The 20,464-nt window shown below is 74.8% G+C and carries 18 protein-coding genes and 1 pseudogene; 9 read left to right on the forward strand and 10 right to left on the reverse strand.

Annotated elements, in window-relative coordinates:
- From AC1Q5D_RS10520 to AC1Q5D_RS10540, 5 genes are all read right to left on the reverse strand, one after another.
- Positions 1-312: transposase (locus AC1Q5D_RS10520; RefSeq protein ID WP_481738550.1), on the reverse strand; the 312-nt coding region annotated here is incomplete at its 3' end.
- 3 nt (positions 313-315) lie between these two features.
- Positions 316-519 carry a hypothetical protein gene (locus tag AC1Q5D_RS10525; protein WP_481738551.1) on the reverse strand — a complete coding sequence of 68 codons (204 nt, stop codon included), beginning with the start codon at positions 517-519 and terminating at the stop codon, positions 316-318.
- A 74-nt stretch (positions 520-593) separates the two neighbouring features.
- Entirely contained in the window at positions 594-1,172 is a 579-nt protein-coding gene (locus AC1Q5D_RS10530; protein ID WP_481738552.1) for a PGPGW domain-containing protein, read from the reverse strand.
- An 8-nt stretch (positions 1,173-1,180) separates the two neighbouring features.
- Positions 1,181-2,689 carry a CYTH and CHAD domain-containing protein gene (locus AC1Q5D_RS10535; protein WP_481738553.1) on the reverse strand — a complete coding sequence of 503 codons (1,509 nt, stop codon included), beginning with the start codon at positions 2,687-2,689 and terminating at the stop codon, positions 1,181-1,183.
- A 143-nt stretch (positions 2,690-2,832) separates the two neighbouring features.
- Positions 2,833-3,849 (reverse strand): winged helix-turn-helix transcriptional regulator, encoded by a 1,017-nt coding sequence (locus tag AC1Q5D_RS10540; protein ID WP_481738554.1) that lies wholly within the window; start codon positions 3,847-3,849, stop codon positions 2,833-2,835.
- A gap of 118 nt (positions 3,850-3,967) precedes the next feature.
- On the opposite strand from AC1Q5D_RS10540, the gene AC1Q5D_RS10545 reads away from it, so the two are divergent.
- The 6 genes from AC1Q5D_RS10545 to AC1Q5D_RS10570 all read left to right on the forward strand — a co-directional run bounded on the left by AC1Q5D_RS10545 (position 3,968) and on the right by AC1Q5D_RS10570 (position 11,949).
- A complete protein-coding gene (locus tag AC1Q5D_RS10545) occupies positions 3,968-5,218 on the forward strand; it encodes a M20 metallopeptidase family protein (protein ID WP_481738692.1) in 1,251 nt (416 codons plus the stop codon).
- Between the two features lie 58 nt (positions 5,219-5,276).
- Entirely contained in the window at positions 5,277-6,584 is a 1,308-nt protein-coding gene (locus tag AC1Q5D_RS10550; RefSeq protein ID WP_481738555.1) for an MFS transporter, read from the forward strand.
- Between the two features lie 233 nt (positions 6,585-6,817).
- Positions 6,818-8,317, forward strand: coding sequence for a S8 family serine peptidase (locus AC1Q5D_RS10555; RefSeq protein ID WP_481738556.1), 1,500 nt, complete (start codon positions 6,818-6,820; stop codon positions 8,315-8,317).
- A complete protein-coding gene (locus AC1Q5D_RS10560; RefSeq protein ID WP_481738557.1) occupies positions 8,314-8,907 on the forward strand; it encodes an RNA polymerase sigma factor in 594 nt (197 codons plus the stop codon). The genes AC1Q5D_RS10555 and AC1Q5D_RS10560 overlap by 4 nt, the downstream gene beginning before the upstream one ends.
- Positions 8,904-9,377, forward strand: coding sequence for a hypothetical protein (locus tag AC1Q5D_RS10565; RefSeq protein ID WP_481738558.1), 474 nt, complete (start codon positions 8,904-8,906; stop codon positions 9,375-9,377). The genes AC1Q5D_RS10560 and AC1Q5D_RS10565 overlap by 4 nt, the downstream gene beginning before the upstream one ends.
- Position 9,378: 1 nt before the next feature.
- Positions 9,379-11,949, forward strand: coding sequence for a CHAT domain-containing protein (locus tag AC1Q5D_RS10570; RefSeq protein ID WP_481738559.1), 2,571 nt, complete (start codon positions 9,379-9,381; stop codon positions 11,947-11,949).
- Positions 11,950-12,170: 221 nt separating this feature from the next.
- On the opposite strand, the pseudogene AC1Q5D_RS10575 reads toward AC1Q5D_RS10570, so the two are convergent.
- The 3 genes and pseudogenes from AC1Q5D_RS10575 to AC1Q5D_RS10585 all read right to left on the reverse strand — a co-directional run.
- Positions 12,171-12,263, reverse strand: a pseudogene (locus AC1Q5D_RS10575) (SDR family oxidoreductase); the annotation flags it as partial.
- A 13-nt stretch (positions 12,264-12,276) separates the two neighbouring features.
- Entirely contained in the window at positions 12,277-12,612 is a 336-nt protein-coding gene (locus AC1Q5D_RS10580; protein WP_481738560.1) for a DUF3024 domain-containing protein, read from the reverse strand.
- 223 nt (positions 12,613-12,835) lie between these two features.
- Positions 12,836-14,212: an amino acid permease gene (locus AC1Q5D_RS10585; protein WP_481738693.1), complete on the reverse strand. Its 1,377-nt coding sequence runs from the start codon at positions 14,210-14,212 to the stop codon at positions 12,836-12,838.
- Positions 14,213-14,812: 600 nt separating this feature from the next.
- Between AC1Q5D_RS10585 and AC1Q5D_RS10590 the strand changes: the two genes are divergently transcribed.
- Positions 14,813-16,093 carry a Glu/Leu/Phe/Val family dehydrogenase gene (locus tag AC1Q5D_RS10590; RefSeq protein ID WP_481738561.1) on the forward strand — a complete coding sequence of 427 codons (1,281 nt, stop codon included), beginning with the start codon at positions 14,813-14,815 and terminating at the stop codon, positions 16,091-16,093.
- A gap of 214 nt (positions 16,094-16,307) precedes the next feature.
- On the opposite strand, the gene AC1Q5D_RS10595 is transcribed toward AC1Q5D_RS10590, so the two are convergent.
- Positions 16,308-17,444 carry a hypothetical protein gene (locus AC1Q5D_RS10595; RefSeq protein WP_481738562.1) on the reverse strand — a complete coding sequence of 379 codons (1,137 nt, stop codon included), beginning with the start codon at positions 17,442-17,444 and terminating at the stop codon, positions 16,308-16,310.
- Positions 17,445-17,634: 190 nt separating this feature from the next.
- Between AC1Q5D_RS10595 and AC1Q5D_RS10600 the strand changes: the two genes are divergently transcribed.
- Positions 17,635-18,447 (forward strand): alpha/beta hydrolase, encoded by an 813-nt coding sequence (locus AC1Q5D_RS10600; RefSeq protein ID WP_481738563.1) that lies wholly within the window; start codon positions 17,635-17,637, stop codon positions 18,445-18,447.
- Between the two features lie 49 nt (positions 18,448-18,496).
- Here AC1Q5D_RS10600 and AC1Q5D_RS10605 read toward each other — a convergent pair whose 3' ends face one another.
- Positions 18,497-19,270 carry an MBL fold metallo-hydrolase gene (locus AC1Q5D_RS10605; protein ID WP_481738564.1) on the reverse strand — a complete coding sequence of 258 codons (774 nt, stop codon included), beginning with the start codon at positions 19,268-19,270 and terminating at the stop codon, positions 18,497-18,499.
- Positions 19,271-19,978: 708 nt separating this feature from the next.
- Between AC1Q5D_RS10605 and AC1Q5D_RS10610 the strand changes: the two genes are divergently transcribed.
- Positions 19,979-20,464 carry a nucleoside deaminase gene (locus tag AC1Q5D_RS10610; protein WP_481738565.1) on the forward strand — a complete coding sequence of 162 codons (486 nt, stop codon included), beginning with the start codon at positions 19,979-19,981 and terminating at the stop codon, positions 20,462-20,464.

Here is a 20,464-nt window from a genome sequence, read left to right on the forward strand (position 1 = left end):
GAGCTCCTCGGCCCGGGTCTGGACCCGCTCGAGCACCCGCGCCCAAGTGCCGTCCTTGGCCCAGCGGTCGAAGTTCTTGAAGACCGTGTTCCAGTTCCCGAACCGCTCCGGCAGGTCCCGCCATGGGGCCCCGGTGCGGAACTTCCACACCACGGCCTCTACCACGGTGCGCCGGTCGGCCACGGGTCGCCCGGTTCCCTTGTAGGGAGGGAACACCGGACCGATCACTTCCCACACGCCATCAGAGATCAAATCGCGATTAGCCACTAAGCCATCGAACCCGATCAAAGCGCCGCAACGCTTTAGCAACACACCCTAGTGCCGCCGGATCGGGCACTCCAAGCGGAACTCCTCCTCGAGCAGGAGCCGGCGCGCGTTGCCGTCGTGCTCGCGGATCCACAGGACGTTCAGGTGCGGCGCAACGCCGTCGACCCGGCCGCGCACCTCGACGCCGCGGCGGTCGGTGGCCACGATGGGATCGCCCTCGGCGAAGTCACGGACGGTCAGGGAGTCGGTCATGGCGGGTTTCCCGTCGGTAGGTTGGCGAGGGCACCAGTCTTCCGTGGCTTGCTGTGAATTGGGTGAACTGCGGATTAAGCGGCGCCGTCGGCTTCGTCGCGGCCGCCTTCTAGCGCCCTGCCGGCACCCGGGCCCGCCGCCCCCGGCGCGGCCGCGCCGGAGACCGACGCCCCGGGCACCCGGAACCGCCGGAAGCAGTACACGATCAGCCCGAGCGCCAGCCCGCCGGAGGCGATCAGCGTCGCGCCGGTCCCCCAGCCGCCGACCAGCCACCAATCCTCCGGCCACCGCCACCACCCGGGCACGGGCGTCCCGATGCCCCACACGATCCCCAGCGCCACCAGCCACAGCCCGCCGGCCACGCCGGCGGCCAGGCGCGGCCACGAGGTCACGCTCAGGCGGGCCAGGTGCACGGCCTCCCGCTCCACGGGCCGCAGCAGCCGGCTCGCCCACCGGTAGCGCAGCGACAGCACGGCCAGCCCGGACACCAGCAGCAGCAGCCCCGGGCCGGGCAGCACCAGGGCGGCCAGGCCCAGCAGGACCAGGATCCATCCGGCGATCTCGATGAGCAGCGTCTTCACGGCCGTCCACGCGATGTGGTGCGCGCGCTTCCTGTGGTGCCGCCCGGGGCGGTCCCCCGTCGTTCCCCCCATCGCCGCGCCTACAGCGACTCGAGGGCGTCGCGGAAGCCGGCCAGGGCCTCCTCCTGCACCGCCTCCTCCGCCGCGAACAGCGCGCCATACGCGAACGTGTCCTCCCCCGCGCGCCTGGCCTGCCGCGCCACCGAGCGCACGAACCCCTGGAACGCCAGGCTGTCCCGGTGGTCGCCGAGCGCGTCCTGGACGTCCTCGGCCGCGTCCTGCAGGCCCTTGCGCCGGCCCCCGAGCTTGGCGCCGGGGACCTGGCGCAGCTGGCGGATGGCGTACCGCAGCGTCTTGGCGTCCTTGCGGGCCTCGTGGAGCAGGCGCACGCGCTCGTCGTCGTCCCGGGCCGCGTCCGCGGCGTCGACCCGGCGCAGCACGCGGCGCAGCTGCCGGTCCACGGCCTTGCGCAGGGGCTTGCGGGCGGGGCCGCCGCCGTCGTCCGGGTCGGCGAGCGGCGGGTCGGCCGCGAACGCCTCCACCGCGTCAAGCGTCGCCAGGTACCCCGGCGAGCGCAGGTGGTCCAGCGCCCTGGCGAGGGCGGCGTCGCGCTCGGACCCGAGCCGGGCCCGCATCCTGTCGGCGGCCTGCTTCAGCACGACCTCGCGCGGCCACCGCTCCAGCCGCGCGTCGAGCGTCTCCAGGTGCACCTCGGCGTCGCGCGCGGCCCCGAGGGCGCGGCCGGCCTCGCGCAGGCGGACGTTCAGGTCGTCGGCGGGGCCGGGCTCGAGCAGCTTCCCGGCCACCTTGAGCAGGGAGCGCAGCGTGCGCACGGAGACGCGCAGCTGGTGCAGCGCGTCGGGGACCCCGCGCCGCACGCGCGGATCCCACACGAGCAGGGCGCGCGCGGCGTCGCCGAACGCGGCCGCGAGCACGGCGCCGAGGGTGCCCTGGGGGGCGGACGACGGCGGCGCCGGCAGCGGGCCGAGCGCCCGGGCCAGCTTGGACGCGCGCGGGGAGCGGCGGGCCCCGGCGTCGGCCAGCAGGGTCTCCACGGCGTCGAGCAGGTCGCCGCCCTCGTCGGGCTCGAGGGCGCCGTCGTGGAGCAGCTCGACCTCCCACTCGCGCCACCGCTCCTCCCTGCCGTCGGGGCCGGTGGAGAAGACCTCGTCGTCGCACACCTCGGCGAGCGGCCCGTCCCGCCCGCACAGCAGCGTGACGGTGCGGCGGGTGCGCAGCGTCGCGGACGGGCGCAGCGGGCGCCCGCGCACGAGGGCCTGGACCAGGTCGGCGACCTCGGCCGGGACCCCGCCGTCGTCCTTCCCCAGCGGGGCGCGCAGCTCGAGCCGGCCCTCGGCGGAGGGGAACTTCACGTGCCAGCCGTCGTCGCGGCCGCCGGTGCGGCGGCGCAGGGTCACCCGGTTCCGGCGCAGGGCGTGGTCGTCGGTGTCGTAGTAGACGGCCTCCATCTCCACGGGATCCAGCGGGTCGACCCCGGCGACGCCGGGCGCGCCGACGAGGTCCGGCAGCTCGGTGCCCGCGCCGACGTCGTATTTCCGCTCGATCTCGACCTGCGCCTCAAGAGTCATGCGGACATTGTGTGCACAGCGCGGCGGGCGTCGCCAGCCGGGCGGGGCCCAGCCGGCCCCCGGCCGCGGCGGCCGCCCAGCCGCCCTGGCCGCGGCCCGGCCGGAAGGTGGTGGCGGTCTCCGGGCCCAGGGAACAAGAGAGGCTAGGGCAGGAGACCGCCCGTCCGCGGCAGACCCGTCACCACTTCGCCGGTGGCCGTCGAGTCCTCGCGCAGCAGCCATCCCATGCGCTTGTGCGTGCGGACCCCCACATCGGATTCCACGACCTGCGCGCCCGGCGCCGCGGCCTGCAGGCCCGCCTCCACGTCGGCGATCTCGGCCGGCGTTCGCAGCCACAGGAAGAAGGTCAGGTTCGCGTCCCCCGTGGTCGAGGCGCAGAGCCGCAGCGTCCGGTGGGAGCGCAGATACTGGACGGCCGCCTCCAGCTGGGCACGAGGAATCCGGACGTACCACTGGCAGGGCACCGGATACCCGGAGTGCTCTTGCGCCAATTCACAACGCAGGGCAACCGCTCCGGTTTCCAAGGCTTCGCGCAGATGGCGCGCGGCCGTCGAGGGGTGCGTCCCCGTGGCGGCGGCGATGTCGGTGGCCGTCGCCCTCCCGTCCCGGGCCAACAGTTCGAGGACCTTGTCAAGGTGTGGCGAGGTGGCACCCGGGGGGCGCGACACCTCCACGTGAAGTCCTGCCACGCGCCGCTGCTGCTCGGGCGAAAGGACGTCCAACCTCCAGTTGCCACCGCTGGCATAGAGGCGGGTGGCGACGGTCATCTGGGTGCGCGTGACATCCGGATCGGCGCGGACGATCGGCAACACCTGGCGCGTGAGCGCCTGCCAACTCCGGGTGACGACGGTCAGGCGCGCGTCCCAGGCCCGGGCCGCCTCCTCGACGGTGTCGATCTCGGGAGCCCTGCACAAGCGATCCAGGACCTCCGCCCTGCTTCCCGGCCGGCACTCCACACTGATGAACCCCACGTGCCCGTGCACCCCGGCCGCACCCAGATGGCCCGTGATCCAGGCCCTCCCGTCGGCGGTGAGGCGGCCCCACCGGGTGGCCAGCGTCGCCGGGTCCCGGCGCAGCGCGCCGCCGAGTTGCGCCCATGTCGCCCTGGGAGCGATCTGGAGCGCGTGGACCAGCTCAAGGTCCTCTGGAGGGAGCTCCATGCAAAATCCTTCGGCCTGCAGCCATCCATGTGCAATTTTGCCAGTCTAAACCCCCGAGGAGACCGACGTCGCCCCATCCTCGTGTACTAACCCGTCACCGAAAGGACACCCCGTGGCCATTGCCGATTCCTCCGCCGATCTCGCGGTCGCGCTGCTTGACGATGCCCGTGCCCTGGCGGGCGACGTCGCGGACCTGCGGCACCGCCTCCACCGCGAACCGGAGATCGGCTTGGACCTGCCACGCACCCAGGAGAAGGTGGTCGATGCCCTGGACGGGTTGGGGTACGAGATCTCGACCGGAACCGAGACCACCTCGGTCACCGCGGTCCTGCGCGGCACGGCGGCCGACGCCAGCGGCTCCGGCCCGCGCCCCACGGTGTTGCTGCGCGGGGACATGGACGCCCTGCCCGTGCAGGAGAAGTCGGGCGTGGACTACGCCTCCCGCGTCGGCGGTGTGATGCACGCCTGCGGGCACGACCTGCACACGGCCATGCTGGCCGGCGCCGCCCGGCTCCTCTCCGAGCGCCGCGACCGGTTGGCGGGCGACGTCGTACTGATGTTCCAGCCCGGCGAGGAGGGCTACGACGGCGCGGGCGTCATGATCCGCGAGGGAGTCCTGGATGCGGCGGGGCGCCGCCCGGACGCGGCCTACGGAATGCACGTCATGAGCGGACAACTGGCCGTCGGCGGCACGTTCCTGTCCCGCACCGGCGCCACGATGAGCTCGTCGGACGGCCTGGTCGTGACGGTCCACGGGGCCGGCGGGCACGGATCGGCCCCGTTCCTGGCCAAGGACCCAGTCACCGTGGCTGCGGAGATGGTGCTGGCCCTGCAGTCCCTCGTGACCCGCCAGTTCGACGCCTTCGACCCGGTGGTGCTGACCGTCGGGCTGCTTCGGGCGGGGACGAAGCGCAACGTCATCCCCGACACCGCCCGCTTCGAAGCAACCATCCGCTCCTTCTCCCCGCGGGCCAAGGCGCGCCTGAAGTCCTCCCTGCCGCGGCTGCTCGAATCCATCGCCGCGGCCCACGGACTGGAGGCCACGGTCGAGTACATCGAGGAATACCCGCTGACCGTCAACGACGGGGCCGAAACGCGCTTCGCCCGCAACGCCGTCGAGGAACTCTTCGGCCCCGACCGCTACCACGAGATGGCGAACCCGCTTGCCGGCTCGGAGGACTTCTCCCGCGTCCTCGAGGAGGTCCCCGGCTCCTTCCTCTTCCTCTCGGCAGCGCCGGCCGGCGCCGACCACGAGGCCGCCCCCTTCAACCACTCCCCGTACGCCGTGTTCGACGACGCCGTCCTCGCCGACGGAACCGCCCTCTACGCGCGCCTCGCCCTTGACCGGATCGCCAGCGGCCCCCGCTAGGACCGAACATCGCCACCCTCCCCTTCCAGCACTTCCCCAGAACCAACAGGAGGCCCTCGTGCCAACCACCAGCATCCCCGCTGCCAAGCCGCGGGCCGGCGTCGCCAAGACGCTCGTCGGCACCGGCGCCGGCAACGCCGTCGAATGGTACGACTGGGCCGTCTACGCGACGTTCGCCTCGTTCATCTCCGGCCAGCTGTTCAGCAAGTCCGACCCCTCCAGCGCGTTCCTGGCCACGCTCGCGATCTTCGCGGTCGGTTTCGTGGCCCGGCCGTTCGGCGGGTTCGTGTTCGGCTGGATCGGCGACCGCGTGGGCCGGAAGGCGTCGATGACCCTGTGTGTGGCCCTGGCCTCGCTGGGGTCCCTGGTGATCGGCTTGACGCCCACGTACGAATCGATCGGCGCCGGCGCGTCCCTGATGCTGCTCGTCGCCCGGCTCGTCCAGGGCCTGGCGCACGGCGGCGAACTGCCCAGCGCGCAGGCCTACCTCTCGGAAATGGCCCCGCCTGCCCGCCGCGGCTACTGGGCGTCCCTGATCTACGTCTCCGGCACCACCGGCATCCTCTTCGGCACCCTGCTCGGTGCCGTCCTGTCCACGGTCCTGGCCGAGACACAGATGGCCGCCTTCGGCTGGCGGATCCCCTTCATCCTCGGCGCCGTGTTCGGCCTGGTGGCGCTGGTGATGCGCTTCCGCATGGACGAGTCGGAGGTCTTCGAGGCCGAGAAGTCGCCGGACCAGGCCCCGGCCCGGGGCGGCCTGCTCGCCGACCTGGCCCGCCACTGGCGCCAGGCCCTGCAGGTCATCGGCCTAACCGTCGGCCTGACCGTCGCCTACTACGTCTGGGGCGTCTCCACGCCGGCCTACGCCATCAACGTGCTCGGTATCGACCCGGCCGGCGCGCTGTGGGCCGGCGTGTGCGCCAATCTGGTCTTCATCGTGGCCCTGCCGCTGTGGGGCCGCCTGTCGGACCGGATCGGCCGCAAGCCCGTCCTGACCATCGCGGCCCTCGGCACCGCGTCCCTGTTCTTCCCGGCGACGTGGTTCGTCCGCGACGCCGCCTGGCAGCTGGGCGTCTCCATGTCCGCGATCCTCGTCTTCATCGCGGCCTCGGCCTCGATCGTCCCGGCCGTGTATGCCGAACTCTTCCCGACCTCCGTACGCACCCTGGGCATCGCGGTTCCCTACGCGCTCTGCGTGGCGGCGTTCGGCGGGACCGCCGCCTACCTGCAGGCGGCCTTCGGGACCTGGTTCGGCGACGCGGGCAGCACCTACTTCGGGATCTACACCATCACCCTGCTCCTGGTCGGCGCCGCGACCGTCCTGGGGCTGCGCGAGACCAAGGGCATGCCGCTCGGCGCGGAGTAGCGGCCAGCGGCCAGCGGCCCGCGGCCGGCGACGCGCCACCCGCGCGGGTCCCCGCTCCCCCGCGTGGGCGGCCTGCCCGTACCGCCGCCGACCCCGTGCCGCCGCGGGAGAAGCGGCGTAGCATCGGCGCCAGAGCGCCACCCCGCCGGGGACGACGGCCGGCGCGGATGTATCAGCGGCGGTGCCGGGGGGCTCCTAGCTCCCAGGAGAACCGCACCCTGGGGAGGACGATGATGACCGAGCACGCTGGCAACCCGCACCCGAATCTGGACCCTCGCGTCGCCGCGGCTTGGAACGTCCGGATCGCCGTCCCGCCCGGGGGCCGGGCCACCGCCTACGTCGCGGACTCGCTGCTGGTGGCCACGCCGGCCACCGCGGACGCGGCCCGCGTCCCGGACCATGTCGCGAACGTCGCCCGAGAGCTCGGGCTCGGCGTCACCGTCCACCCCCTCGGCGTCCCGCCGCGCGGCGGGGACGGGCCCGACGCCGGCCCGCCCGGCCGCGGCGCCCTGCCGGCGCCGCCGGTCTCCCGCCTCGATCTGACCGCGGACGACCCCGACGACGTCGACGCCCTGCGCCTGCTGCGCAAGCTGCGCGCGCAGGGGGCGGGGGCCGGGGTGTCGCTCGACCACGTCCTGGTCTGCGCCCCCTACTACGCCGGGGTCCCGTACTACGCGGGCGTGCCGTACTACGCCGGCGTCGGCGCCCCGGTGACCAGCTACGGCAGGCCGGGCTCCGGCGGACGGACCCCGGTCTCGCTGGTGCTGCCGGACCCGGCCGGCGGGCTCCCCGCCCCGCACGGCGCCCCCGTGGTCGTCGTGCCGGACACCGGGATCGAGGACCACCCCTGGTTCCGGGACCCCGCCCGGATCGCCACCTCGGTCGACGACGGCTCCGGCCGGCCCGAGGCCGTGCTCGGCTGCGACGGGGACGTTCCCGGGTGCGCGGTGCGCGAACCGGACCGGAACCCGCTGGACGGGACGCTGCCGCCCTTCGCCGGGCACGGCACGTTCGTCGCGGGGATTGTCCGGCAGGCGTGCCCGGAGGCCCGGCTCCTCGGCATCCGGGTCATGACGGACGACGGCGTCGTCGCCGAGTCCTGCCTGCTCGCCACGCTCCAGTCCCTGCGCTCCCGCCAGCTGGACGCGCTGGCCGCCGGCGACGCGGACCGCCTGGTCGACGTCCTGAGCCTGTCCCTGGGCTACTACCACGAGGACCCCGCGGGACCGCCCGCGGACGACCCGCTGCGGGTGGCGCTGCGGGACCTGGGGCGGCTGGGCGTCCTCGTCGTCGCCGCCGCCGGGAACAACGCCACGACGGCGCCCATGTACCCGGCCGGGTTCGCGGCCGACGCACCCGAGGCCGGGGCGCTGCCCGTGGCCAGCGTGGGGGCGCTGAACCCGGACGGCACGGTGGCCTACTTCAGCAACGCCGGTCCCTGGGTCAGCTGCCAGCGCGCGGGCGCCGCCGTCGTCTCCACGATGCCGGTGGACCGGCGCGGGGACCTGCAGATGTCCGCGACGCTCTCCCACGGGGACGCGAAGCGGGCCACGCTGGACCCCGACGGGTTCGCCGGGGGCTTCGGGGTCTGGAGCGGCACCTCCTTCGCCGCCCCCGTCCTCGCCGCCCAGCTGGCCCGGCGCCTCGTCGGCGCCCCGGCGCCCGACCTGGCCGCCCGGCTCGACCGGGCCTGGGCGGCGCTGCAGGCCGAGCTCGGCTGGAGCCGGCCGTGAGCGCCCGGGCCGGCCTCGTGGAGGAGGCCGCCGAGCTGTTCGGCCGGTTCCGCGGCGGCGAGGAGGCGGCGATCGAGCCCCTGGTCCGCCTGCTCAACCCGACCCTGTGGCACGTGGCCCGGGCGTGCGGGCTGGACCGCGGCGACGCCGAGGACGTCGTGCAGACCGCGTGGCTGCGCCTCGTCGCCAAGGCCGCGGACCTCCGCGACCCGCGCACGGTACTCGCGTGGCTGGGCACCACGGTCCGGCGGGAGGCGTGGCGGGTGCGCGGCGACGGCCGCCGCGCCCTGCCGTGGGGCGGGCCGGAGGAGGACGACGGCGGCGTCCCGGAGCCGCGCGACCCCGGGCCCGGGCCGGCCGAGGAGCTGCTGCGCGACGAGGCCCAGCGGGCCCTGTGGTCGCACGTGGCCCGGCTCAGCGCGCGCTGCCAGGCCCTACTGCGCGTGGTCAGCCGCGGCGGCCCGCCCGACTACTCGGCCCTGTCGGAGTCCCTCGGGATCCCGGTCGGCTCGATCGGGCCGACCCGCGGCCGCTGCCTGGCCGCCCTGCGCAAGTCACTCGCCGCCGACCCCGCCTGGAGCACGCCATGAACGAGCACGACCAGCCGCTGGACGCGGCCGACACGGCCCTCCTGGCCGCCCTCGCCGGCCTGTACGACGCCGTCGACCCGCCCCCGCCCACGCTCGACGACGACGTCCTGTTCGCCGTGTCCCTCGCCGCGCTGGACGCGGAGGCGGCGACGCTGCTGGAGGCCGGGGAGCCGGCGCTGCGCGCCGCCACCGAGGCGGGCACCACGGACACCGTCACGTTCACGAGCTCCTCCCTGCAGCTGATGATCCGTCCCGGCGAGGAGGACGACGGCTCCCGCCGCATCGACGCGTGGGTCACCGGCGGCGGGATCGACGTCGCGCTGGTCTGCGCGGCCGGGACCCGCTGGCAGACCTCCGACGCCCACGGCCGGCTGGTCTGGCGGTCCGTGCCGCGCGGCCCCGCCAGCTTCCTGCTGCGCCCGCCCGAGCCCGGCGTCCGGCCCGTCAAGACGCCGGTCATCGAGCTCTGACGTGGCGCCCGACGCGCTGCCCGGCGCCCCGACCGCGGCGCTGGCCGCCGCCGAGGAGGCGTACCAGGCGGCGCGCGCCGCCGTCGCGCAGTACCGCCTCCCCGAGGCCCGCGCGCGGTTGGAGGAGGCCCGGCGCCACCTCGACGGGCAGCCCGGCGCGGCCGGGCAGGAGCTGGGCCTGCGCCTCCGGCTCACCGGCTCCTGGCTGACGTGCGACGCCGACGGGCTGCCCGCCGCGCTCGCGGAGATCGACGCCGCGCTGGCGGAGGCCGCCGCGGCGGGGCTCGACGCCATCGAGGCCCTGGCCCACGTACAGGCCGGGGTGCTGCTGGCCCGGGCGGGCAGCGTCGACGAGGCGCTGGCCCGGCTGCGCCCCGCCGTCGAGCGCTCCGCGGCCCTGCCCCTGGACGACCGGGTGCGGCTGCTGCTGAACAAGGGGACGATCGGGTCCCGGGCCGGGGCGCTGGACGAGGCGGCCGGGGACCTGCGCGCCGCGGCCGGGCTGGCGGAGGACCTGCCCGAGTACCGGTTCATGGCGCTGCACAACCTCGGGTACGTGGAGTTCCTGCGCGGCGAGCTGCCGGCGGCGCTGGGGACCATGGCCGAGGCGGACGGGATGGACGCCGACGTCGACCGGGCGGTCGCGCGCCACGACCGCGCCCGCGTCCTCATGGAGGCCGGGCTGCTCGAGGACGCTGAGGGGCTGCTCGACCGGGCCGCCGCGGAGCTGCGCGCGGGCGGCCTGGCGCAGGAGCACGGCGAGGCGCGGCTGGACCGGGCGCGCTGCGCCGCCCTGGCGGGCCGGGGCGCGGAGGCGCTGCGCGTCGCCGGCGAGGTGGCCGCTGAGGCGGCGGCCCGGGGCGAGCGGGCCCGGGAGCTGGAGGCGCGGGCCGTCGCGCTGGAGGCGCGGCTGCTGGGGTCCGGGTGGCCCGGCCCGGCTGCGGGCCCCGCCACCGACGCGCTGGCGGAGGCGGCGGACCTCGCCGCGGCGGCGCTGGCGGAGGCGGCGGACCTCGCCGCGGCGGCGCGGGACGCGTCCAACCCCTGGCTCGCGGACCGGGCGGCGGCCCTGCTGGTCGTCGCGGCGGCCCGGGCCGGGAAGCCGGGCGCGGCCGAGTCGGCGGACACCGCCCGGCGGCTGCGGCGGATGCGCCGGGCGCCGCTGCTGGCCACGCGGGCCCTGGCCATCCTGGCCCAACTGCAGCTGGCGCCCGATGCCGCGGCCCGCGGCCGACTGGTCCGGGCCGCGGCGGACGAGCTCTCCGCGGCCCGGGGCGGCATGGCGAGCCTGGACCTGCGCACGGCCGTCGCCGTCCACCTGGCCCCGGTCCTCGCCATGGACCTCGAGCGGGCGGCCGCGTCCTCCGCGTGGGCGGCGCTGCGGGCCACCGAGCGGTGGCGGGCCGCGCTGGACAGCGTGCCGTCGGTCGTCCCGCCCGCGGACCCGTCGCTGGCCGAGCGGTGGTCCACGCTGCGCCGGCGCCACGAGGAGCTGCGCGCCGCCGGGCCGGACGCGGCCCCCGGGCTGCGGGCCGAGACCGGCCGGATCGAGCGGGAACTGCGGGAGGGCCTGTGGGCGCGGCGGGCGGCGGCGCCGGTCGGGCGGCGCGGGCACGCCTCGCGCGCGCGGCTTGGGGGCGCGCGCGTCCTGAGCTACTTCTGGTCCGGCGGACGCCTTCGCCTGGTGGACGTGGAGCCGGGCCAGCCCGCCGCCCTGCTGCGGCTGGCCGGCCGGGAGGAGGTCGGCGACCTGGTGGCCCGCACCACCGCCGACGCGTCCGCGGCGGCCCACGCGCCGCCCGGGCCCCTCGGCGCGGCCGTCCGCGCGTCGCTGGAGGAGTCCCTCGCGGCCCTGGACCGGATGCTGCTGCCGGCCTCGCTCGGCGACGGCCCCGTGGTCGTCGTCCCGAGCGGGGCCCTGGCCCGGCTGCCGTGGGGCATGCTGCCGCGCCTGCGGGGCGTGCCGCTGACGCAGGCCCGGTCGGTCGGGGCGTGGGGCGCCGGCGCCGTCCTGCTGGCCCGGGCCCCGCGGCTGGCGGTCGCGGCCGGCCCGGGGCTCGCCCTGGCCGGGCGGGAGTGCGACGCCGTGGCGGCCAGTTGGTCGGCGGCGGACCGGGTCCCGTCCGAGCCGGCGGCCGTGCGGGAGGCGCTGGCCGGCTACGACGTCGTCCACATCGCCGCGCACGGGCGGCACCGCGAGGACAGCCCGCTGTTCTCCTCGCTGCGGCTGCACGGCGGGTCCCTCTTCGCCCACGAGCTGGAGCACGTGCCGCTGCGCGCGTCGCTGGTGGTGCTCTCCGCCTGCGGCGCGGGGCGCGGCCGGCTGCGGCCGGGCGACGAGGCCCTGGGTCTGACCGCGAGCCTGCTCGCGCTCGGCGTGGGCGCCGTCGTCGCGCCCCTGACGGACGTGCCCGACGCCGTCGCCTGCCGGACCATGGCCGCCATGCACCGCGGGCTCGCCGCGGGAGAGGACGGGCCGGCCGCGCTCGCGGCCGCCGCGGAGGGGCTGCTGGACCGCAGCTTCACCTGGTTCGGCTCGGGGTGGCGCGCGGCGCGGCCGGCGTCCTCCTGACGGCCGGGGGGGGCTCCCGCGTCGCCCCGCGGCACCGTCCGAGGCGGGCCGGGGCGGGCCGGAGAAAACTTTTTCGCCCGGGTGTATCAGGAACGCCCCTCGACGCTCTTGAGGGGTACGACGACCGAACGACCGGGGGGATCGTGGTCGACGGGGGCGGACGGGGCCGCCCATGCCGGGACCCGGCGCCATCTGGGGGGAGGGCGCCGGGTCCCCCTCTGTCACACCGCGGTGTAGCCGCCGTCGACCAGGTAGTAGCCGCCCGTCATGAAGGACGCGTCGTCGGAGAGCAGGAAGGCCACCAGCCGCGCGACCTAGCGTCGGCGGCTACCCCCAGAAGATCGGGTCGCCGCTGTGTGCGAGGTGGTCCAGCAGAGTCTGCACGCGCTTGGCCGGCTTGCGCGACCGGTACTCGTGGAAGCGGCCGGCGCTGTCGCACCAGTAGAGGGACCACAGGCCCGTGGTTCCTGTGTAGCGCAGGCGGGCGACGGGCGTCCGGGACCACAGCCCGTCGGAGCCGTCCCAGGGCGCACGGGCATCGAACACCGTGACGTGGCGGTCCGCGATCTCGCATTCGATGCGCATCACGCCGCACGACTCCTCGGGCGTCTGCGCCTTGCACCAGAGCCCGATCCGCAACCCGTCGTCCACCGGAATCGCCATGGCCCCCAGCGTGCCACGCGTTCGCCCCGGCGTGAAGAAGTACTCGAATCGGCCTGCGTCCGAACGGAACTGCCCAAGTACCAATGTTCACGAGCCGAATTCGTGCACATAACGCAGCTTCGGCCCGTCTCCTCGGCGAGAAGTGGGCAACTGTGCGCTGGCGTCCCCGGACTAGCTCCTTGCCGGTGCTCGACCCCGGGTCCGAGGCCGGCAAGGCCGTCCGCTAATGGAGCGCCGTGGGCAGCGGCTTGGTGTGGTCGTCCAGGTCGGGGCGGCTGCGGCCGCCGCCGCGGACGCCGAAGCGGTACCCGAGCGCGAGCAGCGCGAGCCACACGACGCCGACGACCATGGCCACGCGCGAGTCCGGGAACCAGCCCAGGAGCACGATCACGAGGACCACGAACCCGACGGCGGCCCACGAGGCCACCGGCCACAGGGGCACCCGGAACTCCGACTCCGGCCGGCCCTCGCGGGCGATCTCGCGGCGCATGGAGATGTGGGAGAGCAGGATCATCAGCCACACCCAGACGGTCGCGAACGTCGCGATGGAGGCGATGACCAGGAAGACGTTCTCCGGGATCACGGCGTTGAGCACGGCGCCGACGGCGAGCGCGCCGCACATCACGAGCACCGTCAGCCACGGCACGCCCTTGTTCGAGACGTGCGCGAACGCCCTCGGGGCCTGGCCCTGCTGGGCGAGGCCGAAGAGCATGCGGCCGGCGCCGAACGTGTCCGCGTTGATCGCGGAGATCGCGGCCGAGATGACGACGACGTTGAGGATGGCCGGGGCCGCGGGCACGCCGAGCGCGGAGAAGATCTGCACGAAGGGGCTGGCGTCGCCGGTGATCCGGTCCCACGGCACGAGCGACATGATCACGGCCATGGTGCCCACGTAGAAGAGCAGGATCCGCCACGGCACGGCGTTCACGGCGCGCGGGATGGAGCGCCGGGGGTCGTCGGCCTCGCCGGCGGTGATGCCGATGGTCTCGATGCCGCCGAAGGCGAACACGACGACGGCGAGGGCCGCCAGGAGCCCGTCGACGCCGTTGGGCAGGAAGCCGCCGTGGCCGGACAGGTTCTGCGGACCGACCGCGGTGCCCGGCTCGAAGGACACGCCGACCACCATCAGGGCGATGCCGCCGCCGATCATGGCCAGGATCGCGCCAACCTTGACGATGGTCAGCCAGAACTCGAGCTCGCCGAAGACCTTCACGTGCCGGGTGTTGATTCCGGCGATGAAGAGGATCACGGCGACCACCCAGATCCAGCGCGGCGTGTCCGGGAACCAGAAGCCCATGTAGACGCCGAACGCGGTGACGTCGGCGATGGCGACGACGACCATCTCGAACACGAACGTCCAGCCGGTGACGAAGCCGGCGAACGGGCCCAGGTAGCGGGCCGCGTACTGGCCGAACGAGCCGGGGACGGGGTGCCGCACCGCCATCTCGCCGAGGGCCCGCATGACCATGAACACGGCGGCGCCGGCGACCACGTAGGCGAGGATTACGGCGGGGCCGGCCTTCTGGATGGCCGTGGCCGAACCGTAGAACAGGCCCGTGCCGATGGCGGAGCCGAGCGCGATGAACTGGATGTGGCGCATGCTGAGCCCGCGGCGGAGGGCGCCGCCTCCGGCGGGGCCTCCGGGGGACGGGGAACCCGTGGGCCGCGCTCCCGCGGACGGGGCTCCGGCGGAGGTGCCGCCGGGCGCGGCCGCCCGGGAGGGCAGCTGGGACTGTCGGGTGTTCATGTGGACTCTCCTGTGGGTCGGCCAGGGGGTCGGCCGGTGGTCGAACGGGGGCCCGGGCAGGGGCCGGGCGGGGCCCCGAGCAGGCCCGGGCCGGGGCCCCGTGGGGCCGGCCGAACGGCGCTGCTGTGATCGGGCTTACGTCGCACTCCAGACAAGCGCACGGAGGGCCCCTCTGGGGGCCAGCCCGGCAGATAGCGTCCGGGATTAGAGACATTGGACCGTCGTCGCCGGCCCCCCAAGGCCAGGAGGGCGGCCATCCCCCGTAACGACGGGGATCCGGGCCGGTAGTGGCACCACAGCGGCCGCCGGACATCCGCTGACGGCGCCCTCACTCCGTCTGATATTCCAGACAGAAGTGGGACGAGGCCTTCCCGTCCGACCGCGCTGGCGGCCTACGGTGATGGTCCGCCCCGCCGTTGCGGGGAAGGCAACCAGCGGAGGAAAGCGAAGTCAATGACGACGATCGTGGAAGCCCAGGAGGCCGTGGAGCGCCGCTCCCGGCCCCTCGAGAACGCCCAGGCCCAGCTGGCGGCGGCCATCGCCGCCCTCGGCTACGACCAGGGGATGCACGAGCTGCTCGCCCGCCCCCGCCGCGAGCTGACGGTGAGCGTCCCGCTGCGGCGCGACGACGGATCCGTCGAGGTCCTCACCGGACACCGGGTCCAGCACAACTTCTCCCGCGGGCCGGCCAAGGGCGGCCTGCGCTTCTCCCCGTTCGTCGACCTCGACGAGGTCCGGGCACTGGCCATGTGGATGACGTGGAAGTGCGCGCTGCTCGGCGTCCCGTACGGCGGGGCCAAGGGCGGCGTCCGGATCGACCCGCGCCGCTACTCGCAGGCCGAGCTGGAGCGCGTCACCCGCCGCTACACGTCGGAGATCCTGCCGATCATCGGCCCCGAGAAGGACATCCCCGCCCCGGACATCGGCACGGACGAGCGCACCATGGCGTGGATGATGGACACCTACTCCGTGTCCTCCGGCCACACCGTCCCAGGCGTCGTCACCGGGAAGCCGGTGGCGCTCGGCGGCTCCGAAGGCCGGGCCTCGGCGACATCGGCCGGCGTCGTCCACATCGCCCTGGCCGGGCTGAAGCACCTCGGCCTGGCCCCGGCCTCGACGACGGCGGCCGTCCAGGGCTTCGGCAAGGTCGGGGCCGGCACGGCCCTGTTCCTGGCCGAGGCCGGGGTGCGGGTGGTCGCCGTCGCGGACCAGTACGGGGCGGTCCACGCCGCGGGCGGCCTGGACGTGCCGGCGCTGCGGGCCCACGTCGAGGCCACCGGCTCCGTCGTCGGCTTCGCGGGCGGCGACCCGCTGCCGGCCGACGAAGTGCTGGAGCTCGACGTCGACCTGCTGGTCCCCGCGGCCGTCGAGGGCGTGCTGCACGAGGGCAACGCCGGCCGCGTCCGGGCCCGGCTCGTCGTCGAGGGCGCCAACGGACCGACGACCGGCGCGGCCGACGCGGTCCTCGCCGAGCGCGGCGTCCTGGTGGTCCCGGACATCCTGGCCAACGCCGGCGGCGTGCTCGTCTCCTACTTCGAGTGGGTGCAGTCCAACCAGGCGTACTGGTGGAGCGCCTCCGAGGTGGACGACCGGCTGCGGCGGCGGATGCTCACGGCGTGGGACCGCCTGCTCGAGGTCGCCTCCGCCCGGGGGCTGTCGCTGCGCGAGGCGGCGACGGTCACCGCCGTCGAGCGCGTGGCGGAGGCGCACCTCACCCGCGGCCTCTACCCCTAACCCCAACCGGCCGGGGAGCCAGGCAACGACGCCGGGGCCCGGGACGCCTGGGACACTTCAGCCCTTCCGCACGGCTATTTCGACCGGACACGCCGGGCGACACGCCGGGCAGCGGACCCCGATGTGTCCCAGCCGTCCCCGCGCGGTCCTGTGCCCGACGCTCCGTGCCCCGCCCGGCCCGGTGCACGGCGCGCCGTGGCCCCGCGCGGCCGGGTCAATCCTCCGGCCTCTGCCGCTCCCGCTCCTGCAGTTCCTCCTCGCGGCGCTGCCGCTCCTCGCGCTGCTCCTCGAGCTCGCGCCGCTGCTGCTCCCGCCGGCTGTAGGTCGCCGCGCGGATGGCCGAGTCGCTGTCGAAGTTGGAACCGAGCGCCCCCGCGGCCGTGCCCAGCGACGCGGCCAGCCACGTCAGCGTGGCGTAGTCCCCGAAGCCCACGGGGTGGCGGAGCTGGGCGGCGAGGTAGTCCGCGTCCACCACCGCCACCGCCGCGACGAAGAGCACCACGTACAGGACCGCGTACATCAGCAAGACGCCAACGGCCACGGTGGCGAAGGTCGACAGGTTGTCCAGGCGCGGTCCGACGGCGGTGCCCCGCGCGTGGCCCCGGGCCCAGAGGCCGTTGTGCGCGATCAGCCAGGCCGTCAGGCCCAGGATCACGACGATGCTGACCAGGACGAAACGCCGCAGCGGCAACGCATCGGACATGTTCCAGATCGACGTGTAGAAGATACCGAACGCCCCGGAGGCCACGGCGGTCGCCATAGACGTCGAGAGCGCGGGCAGCAGCCTGCCCGGCTGGTTGCCGCGGACCATGCCGGCCAGCAGCCGGATCCTGCTCAGCGGTCCGGTGAGGACGAGGTAGGCGGCCGTGTCCCCCGGCCCCCCCGAGTGCACCGCCGTGCCGGTGGGGGCTCCGCCCTCCCGGGTGGGCGCCCGCACGACCTGGGCGCCACGCTGCAGCCAGCCCACGACGGTGGCCAGCAGCCGCCGCGTGCGGGTGTGGATCCCCCAGGCCCCGAAGGAAGGCATGGACACCATGGCCGCGTGCTCGTCCGTGTCGACCTCGCAGACGAGCGGCCGGCCGCCCAGGGATCGCGGCAGGTCGGTCAGGTACACCACGTGGTCCCACCCGTGCCATTCGAGGACCTGAGGCGCCCGCTGGCGGAGCGGGATCGTCCCGTCCGACACCATCGGCAGGGCGCCCGGCACGACCTGGACCTCCCAGGTGAGCCTTGGGCTGACGTGCTCGGCCAGGTAGTCGGCCAGGTCCGCGCCCACTTTCTGGGCCACCTGCTCCGGGAGTCCAGGGTCGGCCATGATGCCCAACCGCACCGCCGGCTCCGCCGTCGTCATCCGTGTCCACCTCTCACCCGTGTCCTGCCCCCGCCACTGCCTCACCGTAGGGACCGGAGGGCGGCGCCGCTAGAGCGGCCGCAAGGCCGGCGCGACGGCGCCCTGCCCCGGGAGACGGCCGGGATCTAGGATGGGCGCGTGGAGGCCGCCACCCACGGGACGGCGGGAACCGAGGAAGGGAGCACACGGCATGGGTGGACGCTTGACGTTCCAGGGGCACGCCGGCCGGCTCGCGGTCACGGCGTGGGAGACGCGCACCCCGCGGTACGTGGCGGTCCTGTGCCACGGCTACGGCGAGCACAGTGGCCGCTACGCGTGGGTGGCCGAGCGGCTCAACCTCCACGGAGCCAGCGTGTACGCCGTGGACCACGCGGGGCACGGGAACAGCGACGGCGAGCGCGTGCTGATCCGGGACTTCGACGACGTCGTGGAGGACTTCCACCAGCTCGTGCTCGCCGCGCAGGAGCGGAACCCGAAAGTGCCGCTGGTGCTGGTCGGCCACTCGATGGGCGGGATGATCGCCATCCGGTACGCGCAGCTGCACGGGCACGAACTGGACGCCATGGTGCTCTCCGGGCCGGTGGTGGGCCGCTGGGCGACGGTCGACGAGCTGCTCTCCCGCGAGGAGATCCCGGCGACGCCGATCGACCCGGACACGCTCTCCCGCGACCCCGCCGTCGGGGAGGAGTACGCGGCCGACGAGCTGGTCTGGCACGGGGACTTCAAGCGCGAGACCCTCGAGGCCCTGGACGAGTGCATGCGCCGGATCCGCGGGCACGGAAGCCTGGGCGACCTGCCGGTCCTGTACCTGCACGGCGAGGACGACCGGCTGGTGCCCATCGACGCCAGCCGCGAGGGGATCGGCGAGATCCGGGGCGCGCGCACCGAGTCGCTGTCCTACCCCGGCGCGCGGCACGAGATCTTCAACGAGACGGACAAGGAACGGGTGCTGCACGACGTCACGTCGTTCATCGACCGGACCCTGTTCCCGCAGCCGGCGTAGCGGGCCGGCGGCGGGGCCCACGGCGGGCCGGGGCCGGCGGAGGCCCGCGCTACGCCAGGTTCACGGCCCGGCCGGACTCCGGGATGTTCAGCCGGTCCTCGACGTCGGTGCCCTCGAACGCGGCCCGCAGCTCGGCGTGCCCCTCGCTGAAGTGCGCCCATCCCTCGGCGTGGACCGGCACCACCGTGGGCCGGCCGAGGATCCGCGCGACCTTGAGCGTGTCATCCGCCGTGAGCGTGAGGGCGGCGTTGTCGAACGCCCCGACGCGGGCGGCTCCGGCGCAGAGGATGGCGACGTCGACGTGCGGGAAGCGCATCGCGATCTCGCGGACCTTGTCCACGGACGCGTTGTCGCCGCTGAAGTAGACGGTGGGCTGGTCGACGCCCGCCAGAACGAAGCCCGTCACCGTGCCGGCGAGCTTCTCCGCGCCCTCCGGCCCGTGGAGGGCGGGGACCGCCGTCAGCGTCAGGGTCTCCTTGCCCTCCTCCTGCAGCGTGACCTCGTCCCACGGCTTGAGCCCGTGCACGGTCGAGCCGTTCTTGCCGGCCTCGACGGTGCTGAACGTGCGCGCCGCGAGCGACTCGACGAGCATCCGGCCGGAGCGGTCCAGGTTGTCGGCGTGCTGGTCGTGCGAGAGCAGGATGACGTCGGTGTCCGGCAGCGCGTCCAGCGCGACGGCCGGGCCGGTCGTCTTGACCAGCGTCCCGGCCGCGCCTGGGAACTCGCCGGGCGGGTCGAAGGTCGGGTCGGTGAGGAAGGTCCAGCCGCCGAGGGTGAACTGGGCCGTGGGTCCGCCGATGTGCGTCAGGGTCACGTTGGCCATGGCCCCAGCATGCCGCAGGCCGGCGGCCGCCGAAAGGGGCGCGGGGGCGCCCGCCCGGGGCCGCCGGCCTCCACGGGCGCGCGCGGCGGCCGGGGGGCGACCCCGCCGTCGACGGCATGGGGGACGACGGCGGCGCGACGGCACCTTCCGGCCCGCGCCAATGCCCGCCGGACGGCCCCGGTCCGCGCCAATGCCGCCGGCCCCGCCGCCCCTTCGCCCGACGGCCCCCTTCCGGGATCGTTCGCACTTGATGCCGCCCCGCTCGAATCGCTCTCAGTTGATACCGATTTTCCGGAATCGCTCGAAGCTCTTCTTGCGATTCGGCCCCTTTGGACGAAATACCTTCGAACAATTCCCGATATCCGACATCAACTGAGAGCGATGCCCACAACTGCCATCGATTCCCCACACGGCCACCCGGCGCCCCGCGCTCCGCCGTCGCCTGGGGTCCGCCGCCGCTTGGTCCCCGTGCCGGCGCCGCCGCCGTCGACCGCTCTGCGGAAAACTTTTTCCGCCAAACCCCTGTGACGCCCCTCACAGGAGTGCTACCGTGGTGCTTGCCAATGGCGGGCACCCAGGATCCCTGGGGGCTATCTACCGGGCGCTACTCACCTCATCGGCAATCGATGGAGCCGAGTCGGGGTCCGGAGCAACCTGTGCCCCTGCACCCCGGAACGGCTTCCACGATCGAACCAGGAAGTCGCCACCATGGAACACACCGCACCGGCCGCGCACCCGCTGGCCAAGGCCGTCGCCATCGCCTGCAAGAACGTCGCGGACTCCGGGGGGCCGTTCGGCGCCCTAGTGGTCACCGCCGACGGCCGCGAATTCGAGGGCGTCAACCGCGTCACCGCGAACAACGACCCCACCGCCCACGCCGAGGTCACCGCGATCCGCGCCGCCTGCCAGGGCATCGGCTCGTTCGACCTCAGCGGGGCCGTCCTCTACTCGAGCTGCGAGCCCTGCCCCATGTGCCTGGCGTCGGCCCTGTGGGCGCGCATCGACCGCGTCGTCTACGCCGCCAACCGCGACGACGCCGCCGCGGCCGGCTTCGACGACGCCCTCTTCTACGACTACTTCGACCACCCCGGCGACCGGAGCCTCATGCCGGTGGTCCACGACGACAGCGAGGACACCGGCCACCTGGAGCCGTTCGAGCTCTGGGGCAAGCTGGCCACCCGGGTCGAGTACTAG

The sequence above is a fragment of the Arthrobacter paludis genome (assembly GCF_056782315.1).

What these genes read in the sequence shown, in the direction of transcription:
- AC1Q5D_RS10535 (WP_481738553.1), bottom strand. Translation starts at nt 2,689, where the DNA reads ATGACTCTTGAGGCGCAGGTCGAGATCGAGCGGAAATACGACGTCGGC.
- AC1Q5D_RS10600 (WP_481738563.1), top strand. Translation starts at nt 17,635, where the DNA reads ATGGGTGGACGCTTGACGTTCCAGGGGCACGCCGGCCGGCTCGCGGTC.
- AC1Q5D_RS10540 (WP_481738554.1), bottom strand. Translation starts at nt 3,849, where the DNA reads ATGGAGCTCCCTCCAGAGGACCTTGAGCTGGTCCACGCGCTCCAGATC.
- AC1Q5D_RS10590 (WP_481738561.1), top strand. Translation starts at nt 14,813, where the DNA reads ATGACGACGATCGTGGAAGCCCAGGAGGCCGTGGAGCGCCGCTCCCGG.
- AC1Q5D_RS10585 (WP_481738693.1), bottom strand. Translation starts at nt 14,212, where the DNA reads ATGCGCCACATCCAGTTCATCGCGCTCGGCTCCGCCATCGGCACGGGC.
- AC1Q5D_RS10555 (WP_481738556.1), top strand. Translation starts at nt 6,818, where the DNA reads ATGACCGAGCACGCTGGCAACCCGCACCCGAATCTGGACCCTCGCGTC.
- AC1Q5D_RS10525 (WP_481738551.1), bottom strand. Translation starts at nt 519, where the DNA reads ATGACCGACTCCCTGACCGTCCGTGACTTCGCCGAGGGCGATCCCATC.
- AC1Q5D_RS10580 (WP_481738560.1), bottom strand. Translation starts at nt 12,612, where the DNA reads ATGGCGATTCCGGTGGACGACGGGTTGCGGATCGGGCTCTGGTGCAAG.
- AC1Q5D_RS10610 (WP_481738565.1), top strand. Translation starts at nt 19,979, where the DNA reads ATGGAACACACCGCACCGGCCGCGCACCCGCTGGCCAAGGCCGTCGCC.
- AC1Q5D_RS10595 (WP_481738562.1), bottom strand. Translation starts at nt 17,444, where the DNA reads ATGACGACGGCGGAGCCGGCGGTGCGGTTGGGCATCATGGCCGACCCT.
- AC1Q5D_RS10605 (WP_481738564.1), bottom strand. Translation starts at nt 19,270, where the DNA reads ATGGCCAACGTGACCCTGACGCACATCGGCGGACCCACGGCCCAGTTC.
- AC1Q5D_RS10530 (WP_481738552.1), bottom strand. Translation starts at nt 1,172, where the DNA reads ATGGGGGGAACGACGGGGGACCGCCCCGGGCGGCACCACAGGAAGCGC.
- AC1Q5D_RS10565 (WP_481738558.1), top strand. Translation starts at nt 8,904, where the DNA reads ATGAACGAGCACGACCAGCCGCTGGACGCGGCCGACACGGCCCTCCTG.